Genomic DNA, 14,726 nt, shown 5'->3' with positions numbered 1-14,726 from the left:
CTGAGGCAAACTACTATCGGCAACTTGAAACGGTTGCCGCTGAACCGGCATTAACTTAAACCAACCAGCCTCCACGATTCCCGGGGCGGTTCAGGTTGCCGGCGTGGCTGTCGTTATCGGCGGTGACTTCGTAGCGATAGGTCGTGTCCGCGTGCAGGCCGCTCAGGCGCGCGTGGTAGGTGAACACCACCACGCCCGTCAGACCGTCCGTGTAGGTGCGCTGGATTGCATCGACGCGCTCGCGGCGGCCACGCTCGGACGAATACGTCACGCGCGCGTGCGTGGCGGCCGCAAGCGAGGCCCACGACACCACCACTTCATTCGTCGGGTCCGCGCCCCAGGTGAGGTGGATCTGTTCTGGCGTGCCGTCGGGCGTGGTCGTATCGGCTTTGGCGACCCCGCCAAGCGCCGCGGCTGCACCTGCCGCGCCTGCAAACCCGGAGGCGCCTGCGAGCTTCAGAAAGCCGCGGCGGGAAACGCCGCTGGCAGTGTCGGTGAACGGTGCCTCGGGAATATTCTTCTTCGTCATGTCGAATCGCCTCGTGACTGGACAGCGCGAGCAAGCGTGCGCCTGCGCGCCGCGCTGCAGGTTTTGCAGGGTGAGTGTCGGTGCGTTGCGCTGAGTTGCGGTGAGTCTCGGCGAAACGATGGCTTTCCTGCATGACCTCGCGATGACATCACCCTGTCGCGGCTGGGTTCGCGAGGCGTGATGAACAATAAGTCGTCTAGTTAACTCAAGATGCTTTCGGACTTCTTATGCGAGTTCGACGGGCTTCAATTCCCCGGAACGACACCCTATTCGTCGTCGGAATGCGCACTTCCGGTGCATATGCCAAGGATTCCCAGGGCATTCCCTGGATCGCCCCGTTTTTATTGAAAAGCACTTGCGTCCTGCATTTTGTTGCCTCAATCTTGTCTAGACAACACGGACGGGCCACACGGTGCGCCCGCCTCATCACGGTTAGCTCGACTACAAGGAGTGGCGACATGCAGGTGAAGTGCACCAGACTGTTCAAGGCCCTGATCGGAGCCGCCTTCGGCGCGGCGCTGCTGGCAGGCGGCAACGCCAGCGCGAAGGAATGGAAGACGGTGACGATCGCGCTCGACGGCAGCTACGCGCCGTGGAACCTGACGCTGCCGGGCGGCAAGCTCGGCGGCTTCGAACCGGAACTCGTCGCCAATCTCTGCGCTCGCGCGCAACTGCAATGCAATCTGGTCACCCAGGACTGGGACGGCATGATTCCGGGTCTCCAGGCCGGTAAGTTCGATGTCCTGATGGATGCGATCTCGATCACGCCCGACCGCGAAAAGATTCTTGCGTTCTCGAAGCCTTATGCGGCTACGCCTGCCACCTTCGCCGTATCGGACACCAAAATCCTGCCGAAGGCAGGCACGAATGCGAGCCAGGTGAAGCTCGATAACGACGCGCGCAGCAACCTGCCCGCCATCGACGGCCTGCGCAAGGCGCTCAAGGGCAAGACCATCGGCCTGCAGTCGGGCACGATCTACACGCGTTTCGTGAACGACAACTTCAAGGACGTCGCTTCGATCCGCGTCTACAAAAGCTCGCCCGAGCGCGATCTCGATCTGGCCAATGGCCGCATCGACGCCTCGTTCGACGATGTCACCTACTACGCCGCCATGACCGGCAAGCCGGATTCGAGCAGCATCGTCATGGCCGGCCCGCAGATCGCCGGTCCGGTCTGGGGCCCCGGCGAAGGTCTCGCCTTCCGCAAGCAGGACACCGACTTGAAGGCGAAATTCGACACCGCCATCGCCGCCGCGCAGGCCGACGGCACCGTCAAGAAGCTCGCGCTCAAGTGGTTCAAGACCGACGTCACGCCTTGAATCCCTGGCTGTGCTCCGGGAGGCCTGAAGCCCGCGGCCTCCCGCGCCTGATCCCGCTTGTTCGTTCGAGGTAGTCATCATGTCAGTGATCGAAATGCTCGGCTTTGGCGCCGAGGGCTGGGGCGGCGTGCTGCTGCTCGGCGCACTCATGACAGTCGTGCTCACCATCGCGGCGCTCGCGCTGGGGGCGGTGTTCGGCGGCCTGATCGCCGCAGCCAAGCTCTCCCGCTTTCGCGTGCTGCGCATCATCGGCGATTGCTATACCACCGTGTTTCGCGGCGTGCCCGAGCTGCTCGTCATCTATCTGTTCTACTTCGGCGGATCGGCGCTCGTGACCAGCATCGGTCAACTGTTCGGCGCGGACGGCTTCGTCGGTGTGCCGCCGTTCGCGATTGGCGCGGTTGCCGTGGGCATGATTTCGGGCGCGTATCAGGCCGAGGTCTATCGCGCCGCGGTGCTGGCGGTGTCGCGTGGCGAACTCGAAGCCGCGCGTGCGATCGGCATGCCGACGCTGACCATGGCGCGACGTATCCTGATTCCGCAGGTATTTCGCTTCGCACTGCCGGGTATCGGCAACGTGTGGCAACTGAGTCTCAAGGACTCCGCACTGATTTCCGTGACGGGTCTGGCCGAATTGCTGCGCGCAAGTCAGGTGGCTGCAGGTTCGACGCATCAGTACTTTCTGTTCTTCGTCGCGGGCGGCGCGCTGTATCTGGCGATGACGGGCGTGTCGAACCGCATTTTCGGCCGCGCGGAAGCGTATGTGGGCCGCTCCTTCAAGCGCAATTTCGCGCGTAACTGAACCTGAAGCGGAACCCGACATGCATCTCGATATCGACTTCCTGCTCGACACGCTGCGCCAGTTGATCGCAGCGGTGCCGACCACGCTTGGACTGTTCTTCGCCTCCCTGGTGCTGGGCGGTCTGCTCTCGCTCGTGATCGTGGCCATGCGCGTCTCGCCGCACTGGCTGCCCAACCGCTTCGCGCGCGCCTATATTCTGGTGTTTCGGGGCTCGCCGCTGCTGATCCAGATGTTTCTCGTCTATTACGGGCTGGGCCAGTTCGGCGTGATTCGCGAGAGCTTTCTGTGGCCCGTGCTGCGCGAACCCTATGTGTGCGCCGTGCTGTCGCTCGCGCTGTGCACGGCGGGCTACACGGCGGAAATCATTCGCGGCGGCCTCATGGCCGTGCCCGTTGGCCAGATCGAAGCGGGTTATTCGATCGGTCTCTCGGGCTTTTCGCTGCTGCGCCGCGTGATTGGCCCCATCGCCTTGCGCCAATGCTTGCCCGCCTACTCGACCGAAGCCGTGCTGCTGGTGAAATCCACCGCGCTCGCGAGTCTCGTGACGGTCTGGGAAGTCACCGGCGTGGCCCAGCAGATCATTCAGCAAACCTATCGCACGACTGAGGTGTTCACCTGCGCGGCGCTGATCTATCTCGCGCTCAACTTCATCATCGTTCGACTGATTGGCCTGCTGGAAAAGCGCCTGTCGCGCCATCTGCGCGCCGCGCCCAGCGCACCCGCGCGCAAGCTGACGTCGCTCGAAACCCCTCGCGCCGCCTCCTGAACGGCAGTCCTGATCGAATTTACGGAGTTACCCATGAACGCAGCCGCACCGGTCGCCCTGTCCGTCAGGAACATTCACAAGTCCTTCGGCGATCATCACGTCCTGAAGGGCATTTCGCTCGACGCTCACAAGGGCGACGTCATTTCGATTCTCGGCGCGAGCGGCTCGGGCAAGAGCACGTTTCTGCGCTGCCTGAACCTGCTGGAAATGCCCGACGACGGCACCGTCGCCCTCGAAGGCGAAGCGCTCAAGATGAAGCGCCGCCGCGATGGCAAGCTGCAACCCGAAGACCGCCGTCAGGTGGACCGCGTGCGCTCGCAGCTTGGCATGGTGTTTCAGAACTTCAATCTCTGGTCGCACATGACCGTGATGGAAAACCTCATCGAAGGGCCGATGCGCGTGCTCAAACGCAGCCGCGCCGAGGCGATCGAAGAAGGCGAAGCGCTGCTCGCCAAAGTCGGTCTTGCGGACAAACGCGGCCACTATCCCGCGCATCTGTCGGGTGGCCAGCAGCAGCGGGTGGCGATTGCCCGCGCGCTGGCGATGCATCCGAAGGTCATGCTGTTCGACGAACCGACGTCCGCGCTCGACCCCGAACTCGTGGGCGAAGTGCTGCGTGTGATGCGCGCGCTCGCGGAAGAAGGCCGCACGATGCTGGTCGTCACGCACGAAATGGGTTTTGCGAAGCATGTGTCGAATCGCGTGATGTTCCTGCATCAAGGGCTTGTCGACGCCGACGGCACGCCGCAGGAAGTGTTCGGCGAACTGAAGTCGGAGCGCTTCCGCCAGTTCGTATCGAGCCACCAGGATCGCAACGCTCACTAAGCAGTCAGCGCAACGAAGTCAATCTGGAAATAGCAAGGTATCCTCAACATGGCCGTCATCCGTTCCGAACGCCCGCTCGTGTGGCGCGATATCGCCGCTGTCGCAGCGGGCGAGCCGTTGCAACTGACCGATACAGCCCGCGCACGCATTCGCGCGGCGCGTGACCTGGTTGAGCAGATCGTCGTGCGCGGCATTCGCGCCTATGGCGTGAATACGGGCGTGGGCGCGCTGTGCGACGTGGTGGTGTCGCCTGCGGAACAACACGATCTCTCGCACAACATCCTCATGAGCCACGCGGTGGGCGTGGGCGCGCCGCTGGGCGCGCAGGAAACGCGCGCGATCATGGCCGCTGCGATCAACAACTTCGCCCACGGCCATTCAGGCGTGCGCGTTGAACTGGTCGCGCAACTGGAAGCGCTGCTCGAAGCCGATTGTCTGCCCGAGGTGCCCGCGTTCGGCTCGGTGGGCTATCTGAGTCATATGGCGCATATTGCGCTCGTCTGCGTGGGCGCAGGACACGTGCGCTGGCATGGCGAGCGCCTGAGCGGCGCTCAAGCGCTTGAACGCTTGGGCCTGCAACCGCTTGCGCTGCAGGCCAAGGAAGGCTTGAGCCTTGTGAACGGCACGCCCTGCGTGACGGGTCTGGCCGCGCTGGCGCTGGAACGCGCGCAACGTCTGCTCGACTGGGCCGACGCCGTGGCGGCGATGAGTTTCGAGAATCTCGGCGGACAGTTGGCGGCGTTCGATGCGCAGTCGCTTGCCTATCGCGTCTCGCCCGGTCTCGCGCAGGTTGGCGCACGCATGCGTGCGGCGCTCGCCGATAGCGGGCTGCTGGCCGCTGCGCTTGGACGCCGTACGCAGGACCCGCTGAGCATGCGCACGATCGCGCACGTGCACGGCGCGGCGCGCGACGTGCTCGCCGCCACCGCCGAAGTGGTGAACCGCGAGCTGGCTTCGGTCACCGATAACCCCATCGTGGACGGCACGCCCGACGCGCCGCAGGTCTTCTCGCAGGCGCACGCGGTGGGTGCATCGATCGCGTTGGCGATGGACAGCACGGCCGCCGCCGTCGCCCAGGTCGCAGCGATGGCCGAGCGCCGCCTCGACCGCCTCGTCAACCCGCTCGTCAGCGGCCTGCCAGCGTTCCTCGCGCACGCGGGCGGCACGCGCTCGGGCTTCATGATCGCGCAGTACACGGCCGCCTCGCTGGTCGCGCAGAACCGCCGCGACGCCGCACCCGCGAGCCTCGACGGCGGCGTGACCTCGGGCCTCCAGGAAGACCACTTGTGCCACGCCACGCCCGCCGCGCTCAAGGCGCTGGCCGTGATCGAGAACAGCAGCCGCATTCTCGGCATCGAATTGCTGGCCGCGGCGCAAGCCTACGACCTGCAACCCGTCGTTGCCATTCGCGCGTCCTACACGGAGGCGCTCTACGGGCGCATTCGCACCGTGTTGCCGACGTATTGCGACGACCGGCCGCTGGCGGGCGATATGTCGGTGGCGTTCCGCATGATCGCCGATGGCGGGCCGCCGCCGCTGCCGGGCCCGCTCGACGCGCATGGGCCCCTTGACCTTGAGCGGCCGGCATGCACGCCGCAGCCCGCGTTGCATGAAGTTGCGCCTGGCGCAGCGCCATCCGCGAACGACGCGCTGGTTGACGCGATCGGCCGTTAAAGCACCCCGCCCACCGCACCGCGCCGCCACGACGATGAACTTCGACGCCTCAACGCTCGCCGCCGACGCTACGCGCCGCACCGCCGCGACCCGCCGCACGGCGCCGCCTTACGAACAGATCAAACGATATGTGCTGGAGCGCGTCGAAAACGGCACCTGGAAGCCGGGCGACGCGATCCCGTCCGAAACGGTGCTGGTGAAGGAGTTTGGCGTTGCGCGCATGACCGTGTCGCGTGCGCTGCGCGAACTCACGAACGAAGGCGTTCTTACGCGCGTACAAGGATCGGGTACCTTCGTCGCGCCGCGCGACTACGAATCGACAGTGCTGGAGATTCGCAATATCGCCGATGAAATTGCGGCGCGCGGGCATCGGCATACGGCGCGCGTGCTGGCGCTGCAGACTAGCGACGACACCGCGGCGCTTGCGTCGCTGGGTGTCGCGCATGGGCCGGTTTTTCACTCGCGCATCGTGCATTATGAAGAGGGCGAGGCGATCCAGTATGAAGACCGCTATGTGAATCCGGCGCTCTTTCCCTTGTATTTACAGCAGGATTTTACGAGCGAAACACCGAATCACTACATGGTGCGTCTTGCGCCGATCCAGCGCGCGGAGTTTCGCATCTATGCGCGCAAGCCCGAGGCTTACGTGCGCCACCACCTGGATATCGAAATCGGTGAGCCTTGTTTGATGGTGGAGCGCCGTACGTGGGTGGGCGAAGTGGTGGCGACGTCGGTGCAGCTTTGGCACGCGGCGTCGCGGTTTCATCTGGCGGGGAAGGTTTGAGGCGGCGATTGACTTTTGCCCCGTGAGGAATTGTCGTATGTCCGCCATCCGGGCAGACCATCCCATTAACGACCCGGCCGCGCAAGCGTCCGGATCGTCAGACACCGCTCAAAACTCCATCAGGACGCTGATTTCTCGGCGGGCTTTACGTCAGCTTTCGCGCTCGCATCGACATCGAGCTGCTTCGTGCTCCAGCCGCCGCCAATCGCCTGAATCAGCTCTACGGTCGCGTCCAGACGCCGCGTGTCCAGCTCAAGCGAGCTGATCTGCGTGGACAGCTCCGTGGTCTGCGCCGTCACCACATCGAGATAGCTCACCACGCCGTCCCGATAACGCGACATCGACAACGTCAGCGTGCGTTGCGCCGCCGTGAGCGCCTCATTTTCACGTTGCGCCTCGTCGCCCAGATGGTGCAGCAGCGCGAGGTTGTCCTCGACCTGCTGGAACGCGTTGAGCACGATTGCCTTGTAATCGGCGCCGTTCTCGTCGAGCTTCGCGCGCGCCTCGCGCACTTTCGCCTTGCGCAGGCCGCCATCGAAGATCGTCTGCACGAGTGTCGGGCCGATCGACCACATCTCGTTGGGCGCGACCAGCCACGGTCTGAAGGTGTCGCTCTGGAAGCCGCCGTCGAGGCCCAGCGAGAGGTCCGGGAAGAACGCGGCCTTCGCTACGCCGATTTCCGCATTGGCCGACGCCACGCGGCGCTCGGCGGCGGCGATGTCGGGACGCCGTTGCAGCAGCGCCGAAGGCAGCCCGGCGGGCAGGTTTGGCAGATGCGGTCGCAGCGTGTCTGGCGCGACGTTGAAGTCGGACGCGGGCACGCCGATCAGCGTGGCGATGGCGTGCTCGTACAGCGCACGGCGCGCGCTCACGTCGTCGGCGCACGCCTGGGCGGCGGCGAGCTGGTTCTGCGCGCGCGACACGTCCAGATCCGACGCGATGCCGCCGCGATGGCGGCTCTCGGTCAGTTCGAGCGCATGACGGTAGGCCGCGATCGTATCGTCCAGCAGTCTGGACTGCTGATCGAGGCCGAGCAGGTTGAACCAGGTCGTCGCGAGCTTCGCCTGCAGGCTCAGTTGCAGCGAGGCGAGATCGGCGACGCTCGCCTGGCTCGTCGCCTGACCGGCCTTCACCTCGTTGCGCACCTTGCCCCACAGATCGAGGTCGTAACCGATGTCCACGTCGAGCGTATTCGAGTTGTAGACGTTCGGCTGGCCCGAGCCGCGCAAGGGACGCAACGCCGATTGCCGGTCGCGCTGAACCTGTGCGCCAAGACCGATGGTCGGCAGCAGCGCCGATTTTGCCTGGAAGGTGAGGGCGTCGGCTTCATCGTGACGCGCGAGCGCGGCAGCGATGTTGGGGTTGGCCTGCTGGACCTTGGGCTCAAGCTGGTCGAGCATTGGATCGTTGAAGACCTTCCACCAGCCGTCGCGCGGCAACTGGTCGGCGGGCTGCGCCAGTTGCCAGCCGCCGGTTTCCTTGAAGTGCGCCGGCATGGCCATGGTGGGCGCGTGATAGACCGGCGCGAACGAGCATGCGCCGAGCAGCGCGGTCGCCACCACGGTCGTTGCCAGCGCAACGAATTTCAGCCGTTCACGCACGAGATAGGGCAGGGGAAACCGCTTAACCATGCGCGCGCTCCGTGCCGAGCGACGTATTCGCCGCGCGGGCAGTGCTCGCCGTGTTGGTGGCATCGCTGGCCGCAAGCCGCACCACATCGCCGTTCGTCAGCGAATCGGGTGGATTGTCGATCACGCGTTCGCCAGCCTTCAGGCCTTCGATGATTTCCACCCGCGTGCCCAGATCGGTGCCGATCGTCACGTCGCGCAGATGCACCTTGTGGTCCGCACCGGCCACGGCGACCTGCATGCCGCGCGCGCGGAAGATCAGCGCGCTGGCTGGCACGAACAGCGCGTTTGCGTCGCCGGGCATCGCCAGATGGACTTCGGTGTATTCGCCGGGGAACAGCATGCCCTGCTTGTTGTCGACGGCAAGCTGCACCAGCATCGTGCCCGATGCGGGTGAGATCGACTGATCGGTATCCACGAGCTTCGCTTCGAATTGCATGCCGGGGCGCTCGGGCACGGTGAGCGTGGCATGCATGCCGGGCTTGATCGACGCCGCGTCGCTTTGCGGCACGCTCACGTAGACGCGCAACTGGCTTGCGTCCGACACCGTGAAGAGTTCCGGCCCGCTGCCGCTGCCCGCATTGATGAGCGCGCCCACGTCGGTCTTGCGCGCCGTCACCACGCCATCGAACGGCGCGGTCAGCCGCTTGAACGATTCGAGCGCTTCCAGGCGGCGCACGTTGGCCTGGTTCGCTGCCACGGTGGCCTGCCTGGCGATCAGGTCCGAGGTCTTTTCATCGGCTTCCTGTTGCGAGACCGAATCCTGCTTGAGCATCTCGGTCCAGCGTCTGGCCGTGGTGGCCGCGAGTTTTTCATTGGCGATCGAGTTTTGCAGATCGGCGTTGGCCTGCTGAAGCTGCTGATCGAGATCGGGGGTATCGATCAGGCCGAGCAACTGCCCCGCCTTCACATGCGTGCCGATATCGGCGTACCAGGCGTGCAGATAGCCCGATACGCGCGCGTAGATCGGCGCGTTGATGTAGGCGGCCAGGTGGCCCGGCAGCACGAGCGCCTGCGAGGCCGGGCCCGGTTCGGGCAGCACGGTGGCGACGGTCGGCACGGCTTGGGCGTCGGTCCAGGACGTGAGTTCCTGATGCGCGCGCACGCGGCTGAACAGACCGCCGGAGACGATCCCGGCGGCAACCATCACGGCCATGGCGGCGACGGACTTCAGGCGGCGCAGCGATTGCGGTGGGGCGATGTCGATTTCAGTGGACATGGGATGCTCCCTCAAGGGCGGGTTGTTCCAGAGTGGGGATATCGGCGGCGCTGTCGTCGCCGTCATCGCCACGATCATTGCGGTGCACGAGGCTGAATACCACGGGCACGAACAGCAGCGTCGCGAGCGTCGCGCAGAGCAGGCCGCCGATCACGGCGCGGCCAAGCGGCGCGTTCTGCTCGCCGCCGTCGCCCATGCCGAGCGCCATCGGCGCCATGCCGATGATCATCGCCAGCGCGGTCATCAGCACCGGGCGAAAGCGCGTGAAGCCGGCTTCCATCGCGGCGCGCAGCGCATCGCCGGTGACGGCCAGACGTTCGCGGGCAAACGACACCACCAGAATCGCGTTGGCGGTCGCCACGCCCATACAGAGAATCGCGCCGGTGAGCGCCGGTACGGACAGCGGCGTGTGCGTGGTGAACAGCATCCAGACGATGCCTGCGAGCGCGGCTGGCAATGCGCAGACGATCACGAAGGCGTCGGCCCACGAATGGAAGTTCACAACGATCAGCAGATAGATCAGCAGCACTGCGCCCGCGAGACCGAGCAGCAGGCCCGTGAACGCACTGTTCATGGTCTGCACCTGGCCGCGCATCGTCACGGTCGAACCCTTCGGCACATCCTTGGCGCTCGCGTGGATCGCCGCCTGGATCTGCGAGGCCACCGCGCCCAGATCGGCGCCCTGAGTGGTCGCGTAGATGTCGAATAGCGGCATGATGTTGTAGTGCGAGACCACGGCGTCGGCGGTGCCGCGCGTGATCGTGGCGATGCCGCCAAGAATCTGCGAGCCCCCGCTCTTGCTCGTGACCGGCAGGTTCCGTAGATCGGAGAGCGAGGTCATGCGGTACTGCGGCGTCTGCGCGACGATCGGATACGACACGCCGTTGTTCGGATTGAGCCAGTAAGTGGGCGACACCTGGCTGGTGCCCGAAAGGCTCGCCACCACGGAGTTGGTCACGTCCTGCTCGGTGATGCCGAGCTCATCGGCACGCGAACGGTCCACCGCAACGGTCAGCTGCGGATAGGTCGACGCCTGCTGGATGCGCGGATCGGCCACGCCCGGCACCCTGGCGACCAGGCGCAGCAGTTCGTTGGCGTACTTCTTGTTCGCTTCCATGTTCGGGCCGCTCACCTGCACATCGATTGGCGCGGGCGCACCGAAGTTCAGGATCTGGCTGACGATGTCGGCGGGCAGGAACGAGAAGGTCGTGCCAGGAAACAGGCGAGGTAGTTGCGTGCGTAACGCTTTCACATACTGCGCGGTAGGCGCATGATTTTCGCCGAGCGAAATCATGATGTCGCCGTCCTGCGGTCCGATCGTGCCGCTGTTGTTGTAGGTGAGGTTGATACCGCTGTTCGGCAGGCCAATATTGTCGATGATGCTCGTAAGCTGATCGGCGGGAATCGCGCGGCGCACGATGTCTTCGATATGGTCGAACAGATCGGCGGTTTCTTCCACACGCGTGCCGATGGGCGCGCGCACGTGAATTTCAATTTCGCCGGAATCGATATTCGGGAAGAAGTTGCGGCCAAGGAACGGCACCAGCGCGAACGACAGCATCACAATCGCGAGGAAGCCGATAACGAAGCCCTTGCGATGCGTGAGCGCAAGGCCCAGCACGCCGCGATAAGCCGCGCGAACGCGTTCGAAACGACGTTCGAAACCACGCTGGAAACGCACCAGCGGATTGCGCGAGGGTTTGATGTGATCGTGCGCGCCGTGCGGGGCCATCACGGCGGCGAGTTCGCCCGATGCGTGACCTTGCGAAGCGTGCGGTTTGAGCAGATAGCGCGCCATCATCGGCACGAAGGTCCGCGAGAGGATGAACGAGGCGATCATCGCGAAGATCACCGATTCGGCCATCGGCACGAACAGGTAACGCGCGATACCGTCGAGTAGCAGCATCGGCACGAACACGATGCAGATACACAGCAGCGAAACCAGCGCAGGCATGACGATCTGCGCCGCGCCGTCGAGAATCGCACTGCGCACGTCCTTGCCTTGTTCGAGGTGCCAGTTGATGTTCTCGATCGTCACGGTGGCATCGTCGACGAGAATACCCACCGCTAGCGCCAGGCCGCCCAAGGTCATCACGTTGAGCGTTTCGCCGCAGGCCGCAAGACCCGCGATGGCCGCGAGCACGGCGAGCGGAATCGACGCTGCGATGATGAGCGTCGAGCGCCAGCTGCCAAGGAACAGCAGAATCATGGCTGAAGTCAGCGCGGCGGCAATGATGCCTTCGCGCGCCACACCGCTCACGGCACCCTTCACGAAAACCGATTGATCGGACAGCGGCACGAGCTTGAGGCTGGGCGGCAGCGACTGCTCGATCAGCGGCAGTTTGGATTTCACGCCCGCAATGATGTCGAGCGTGGAGGCCGAGCCGTTCTTGAGGATCGACATCAGCACTGCGCGGTGGCCGTCCACGCGCACGATATTGCCCTGCGGCGGATAACCGTCGCGCACGTGCGCCACGTCGCGCATATAGATCACCGCGCCGTCCACCGTCTTGATCGGCAGATTGTTGAGCGCGTTGATCGTGAGCGGACTGTTGTTCAGGCGCACGTTGTATTCGAACTGGCCGATCTTCTGCGTGCCCGCCGGAATGATCTGGTTCTGTTGCGCGAGTGCATTCGCCACGTCCTGGGCGGAGAGCTTGCGCGCCTGTAGCGCCTGCGGATCCAGATCGATCTGTACTTCGCGGGTCTTGCCGCCGTAAGGCGTAGGGATCGCCACGCCCGGCACGGACAGCAATTGCGGCCGGATAAAGTTGCTTGCGTAGTCACCGAGTTGCTGCTCGTTGAGCTTGTCGCTCGTGAGCGCGAGCTGCAGCACCGGTACGGTGGACGCGTTGTAATTCAGAATTTGCGGCGGCGTGGTGCCTGGCGGCATCTGCTTCAACACGGTCTGCGAAACCGAGGTCACCTGCGCCGTGGCCGTGCGAATGTCCACGGTCGGCTGGAAGAAGATCTTCACGATGCCATAGCCGCGGAACGACTGCGATTCGATGTGCGCCACATCGTTGACGGTCGTGCCGAGCGTGCGCTCGTAATAGGTGACGATACGGCCCGACATGTCGTCGGGTTGCAGACCGGCGTAATTCCACACCACGCTGATCACGGGAATGCGGATATCCGGAAAGATATCGGTTGGCGTGCGTAACGCAGCGAGCGGGCCAGCGATCAGGATCAAGAGGGCCAGCACGATGAACGTGTACGGACGGTTCAAGGCCAGCCGGACGATTTTAAGCATCAGAAGGGGCTCCGTTCAGAACATCGGCGCCGGTTCCGCTCGCGTACCAGCGCGCCAGGGCGGCGCAAAAAAGCAGGGAAAGTACGGGAAACTACGGTGGAACCGACGCCGGTATTGTGGCGGGCGGGTTGTAACGTCCAGCAACCAGACAGATGAAAGAAGTTTTATTTAATGGCCGGTTTTTTTAACAAAAAGGACAACGAAACGCTCAATTGAAAAATTTATTGGTTATTGCAGATATTGATTCAACCGAGCAGATAGCCCGAGCCGCGTATCGTGCGTATCAACGAAGGCTCTCCGGGCGTATCGACGCGATTGCGCAGGCGTCCCACATGCACGTCCACCAGGTTGGTGCCCGGATCGAAACGGCCGCCCCAGACGCCTTCGAAAATCATCGTGCGCGTGAGCACCTGGCCCGCGTGACGCATCATGAATTCCAGCACGCGTAATTCGGTGGGACGCAGGCGCAGGAGTTTGTCGCGACAGGTGAGCTTGCGTTTGACCAGATCGAGTTCGATCGGACCCACACGCAGCACGGTTTCCGCGGCGACAGGACGCGTGCGACGGCGCACCAGCGCTTCCACGCGCGCGGACATTTCATCGATCGAAAAGGGCCGCGTGAGGTAATCGTCGCAACCGGCGCGCAGGCCCTGGATGCGTTCCTCCACACCGGTGGTGGAGCTCATGACGATCACGGGCGTTTCGATGCCCACGCCGCGCATCGTGGTGACGATGGTGAGGCCGTCGAGATCCGGCAGGCGGCGTTCGAGCGCCACGACGTCGTAGTCGCCAGCCATCACCATGGCGATGCCTTCGCGGCCGGAACGCGCGACATCGACGGTGAAGCCGGTCTGCGCGAGTGTGGGGACGACGCTTTGTTCCGTGACGGCGTCGTCTTCGATGGTCAATATTCTGGGCATGGCTTTCCAGGTGTCGATCAGATGTCGAGCAGGTGTCGATCAAGCGGCAAATTGCGCGACCGCACGCAGCGTGTGCGCAACCGCATGCGCTGCGGGGACGTGGTGCACAGGCGATGGTTGCGAACGGAACTGCTCCACCGCGAAGTCGATGAAGCTGCGCACTTTCATCGTGAGGTAATTGCGGCCCGAATAGACGATCGAAACGTGTTGCATGCCGCCGTTCACGTCATACGCGTTGAGTACGGGCAGCAGCACGCCGCGCGCTATATCGTCGGTGACGAGCGGCAGCGGCAACAGCGCCACGCCCATATCGGCGAGCGCGGCCGCGCGTACCGTCGCATACCCGCTCGCCGTGAGCGGGCCGTTCACGCTCACGCGCTGCACGCCTTCGGCGTTGGCGAATTCCCAGCTGCGCGGCGCATCCGACACCGCAAGCAGATCGTGCTGCGCGAGATCGGCGGGCGAGCGCGGCATGCCCTTGCGCGAGAGGTAGGCGGGCGTGGCCACCACCAGTTCCTTGACCGACGTGAGCTTGCGGCTGACCAGCGAGGCATTGACCTGCTGGCGCTCGGTGGCGAAGCACACGTCATAGCCGCCTTCGATCATGTCGATATGCGTGTCGTAAGCGGTCACGTCGAAATCCACGCGCGGATTCAAGCCGCGATACGCGCCCAGCAGCGCGCTGAGCGCGCCGCTTGCGAACACCGATGGCGCGGCGATGCGCAGCACGCCGCTCGGGTCGCGCGTGGCGCGCACCAGTTCGGACTCCACTTCATCGAGCTTGTCGATCACGGCGCGGCAGCCGTCCAGATAGAGGCGGCCCGCTTCGGTGAGCGAGAGGCTGCGCGTGGAGCGATTAAGCAGGCGCATGTTCAGGTGTGCTTCGAGCATGCCGACGCTGCGCGTAACGGCTGCGGCGGACATGCCGAGTTGCTTGCCCGCAAGGCTGAAGCTGCTCAGATCGACAACACGCGTGAAAACGCGCATGGCTTGTAGCTGGTTCATGT

General features: G+C 64.3%; 11 protein-coding genes and 1 pseudogene. 6 read left to right on the top strand and 6 right to left on the bottom strand.

Annotated elements, in window-relative coordinates:
- Positions 1–100: 100 nt before the first annotated feature.
- Positions 101–529 (bottom strand): annotated as a pseudogene (locus F4827_RS28385) (fibronectin type III domain-containing protein); the annotation flags it as partial.
- 458 nt (positions 530–987) lie between these two features.
- Here F4827_RS28385 and F4827_RS28380 point away from each other — a divergent pair.
- The 6 genes from F4827_RS28380 (at position 988) to hutC (ending at position 6,699) form a co-directional block, all read left to right on the top strand.
- Positions 988–1,848 (top strand): transporter substrate-binding domain-containing protein, encoded by an 861-nt coding sequence (locus tag F4827_RS28380; RefSeq protein ID WP_183729745.1) that lies wholly within the window; start codon positions 988–990, stop codon positions 1,846–1,848.
- Between the two features lie 79 nt (positions 1,849–1,927).
- Complete coding sequence (locus F4827_RS28375) at positions 1,928–2,650, top strand: ABC transporter permease (protein ID WP_183729742.1); 723 nt, start codon at positions 1,928–1,930, stop codon at positions 2,648–2,650.
- A 19-nt stretch (positions 2,651–2,669) separates the two neighbouring features.
- Positions 2,670–3,416, top strand: a complete 747-nt coding sequence (locus F4827_RS28370) for an ABC transporter permease (RefSeq protein ID WP_183729739.1) — start codon at positions 2,670–2,672, stop codon at positions 3,414–3,416.
- Between the two features lie 33 nt (positions 3,417–3,449).
- Positions 3,450–4,241, top strand: a complete 792-nt coding sequence (locus F4827_RS28365) for an ABC transporter ATP-binding protein (RefSeq protein ID WP_167063280.1) — start codon at positions 3,450–3,452, stop codon at positions 4,239–4,241.
- 48 nt (positions 4,242–4,289) lie between these two features.
- A complete protein-coding gene (hutH, locus tag F4827_RS28360) occupies positions 4,290–5,915 on the top strand; it encodes a histidine ammonia-lyase (protein ID WP_183729736.1) in 1,626 nt (541 codons plus the stop codon).
- 34 nt (positions 5,916–5,949) lie between these two features.
- Complete coding sequence (gene hutC / locus F4827_RS28355) at positions 5,950–6,699, top strand: histidine utilization repressor (RefSeq protein ID WP_183729733.1); 750 nt, start codon at positions 5,950–5,952, stop codon at positions 6,697–6,699.
- A gap of 119 nt (positions 6,700–6,818) precedes the next feature.
- Here the strand turns inward: hutC and F4827_RS28350 are convergent, their stop codons facing one another.
- The 5 genes from F4827_RS28350 to F4827_RS28330 all read right to left on the bottom strand — a co-directional run bounded on the left by F4827_RS28350 (position 6,819) and on the right by F4827_RS28330 (position 14,724).
- The gene (locus tag F4827_RS28350; RefSeq protein ID WP_183729730.1) at positions 6,819–8,330 is read right to left on the bottom strand and encodes an efflux transporter outer membrane subunit; all 1,512 of its coding nucleotides are present in this window, start codon (positions 8,328–8,330) and stop codon (positions 6,819–6,821) included.
- A complete protein-coding gene (locus tag F4827_RS28345) occupies positions 8,323–9,546 on the bottom strand; it encodes an efflux RND transporter periplasmic adaptor subunit (protein ID WP_183729727.1) in 1,224 nt (407 codons plus the stop codon). Before F4827_RS28345 ends, F4827_RS28350 begins: the two co-directional genes overlap by 8 nt.
- Positions 9,536–12,799: an efflux RND transporter permease subunit gene (locus F4827_RS28340; RefSeq protein WP_183729724.1), complete on the bottom strand. Its 3,264-nt coding sequence runs from the start codon at positions 12,797–12,799 to the stop codon at positions 9,536–9,538. Before F4827_RS28340 ends, F4827_RS28345 begins: the two co-directional genes overlap by 11 nt.
- A 245-nt stretch (positions 12,800–13,044) precedes the next feature.
- Positions 13,045–13,719: a response regulator transcription factor gene (locus tag F4827_RS28335; RefSeq protein WP_167063239.1), complete on the bottom strand. Its 675-nt coding sequence runs from the start codon at positions 13,717–13,719 to the stop codon at positions 13,045–13,047.
- A gap of 39 nt (positions 13,720–13,758) precedes the next feature.
- On the bottom strand, positions 13,759–14,724 hold the full coding sequence (locus F4827_RS28330) for a LysR family transcriptional regulator (RefSeq protein ID WP_183729721.1): 966 nt from the start codon (positions 14,722–14,724) through the stop codon (positions 13,759–13,761).
- Positions 14,725–14,726 lie beyond the last annotated feature (2 nt).

It is taken from the genome of Paraburkholderia bannensis (assembly GCF_014200455.1).
Classification (GTDB): Bacteria; Pseudomonadota; Gammaproteobacteria; order Burkholderiales; family Burkholderiaceae; genus Paraburkholderia; species Paraburkholderia bannensis_A.
This window is presented reverse-complemented; position numbering and strand designations above follow the sequence as displayed.

Coding starts and splice junctions, on each gene's coding strand:
- F4827_RS28380 (WP_183729745.1), top strand. CDS start 988: ATGCAGGTGAAGTGCACCAGACTGTTCAAGGCCCTGATCGGAGCCGCC.
- F4827_RS28375 (WP_183729742.1), top strand. CDS start 1,928: ATGTCAGTGATCGAAATGCTCGGCTTTGGCGCCGAGGGCTGGGGCGGC.
- F4827_RS28370 (WP_183729739.1), top strand. CDS start 2,670: ATGCATCTCGATATCGACTTCCTGCTCGACACGCTGCGCCAGTTGATC.
- F4827_RS28365 (WP_167063280.1), top strand. CDS start 3,450: ATGAACGCAGCCGCACCGGTCGCCCTGTCCGTCAGGAACATTCACAAG.
- hutH (WP_183729736.1), top strand. CDS start 4,290: ATGGCCGTCATCCGTTCCGAACGCCCGCTCGTGTGGCGCGATATCGCC.
- hutC (WP_183729733.1), top strand. CDS start 5,950: ATGAACTTCGACGCCTCAACGCTCGCCGCCGACGCTACGCGCCGCACC.
- F4827_RS28350 (WP_183729730.1), bottom strand. CDS start 8,330: ATGGTTAAGCGGTTTCCCCTGCCCTATCTCGTGCGTGAACGGCTGAAA.
- F4827_RS28345 (WP_183729727.1), bottom strand. CDS start 9,546: ATGTCCACTGAAATCGACATCGCCCCACCGCAATCGCTGCGCCGCCTG.
- F4827_RS28340 (WP_183729724.1), bottom strand. CDS start 12,799: ATGCTTAAAATCGTCCGGCTGGCCTTGAACCGTCCGTACACGTTCATC.
- F4827_RS28335 (WP_167063239.1), bottom strand. CDS start 13,719: ATGCCCAGAATATTGACCATCGAAGACGACGCCGTCACGGAACAAAGC.
- F4827_RS28330 (WP_183729721.1), bottom strand. CDS start 14,724: ATGAACCAGCTACAAGCCATGCGCGTTTTCACGCGTGTTGTCGATCTG.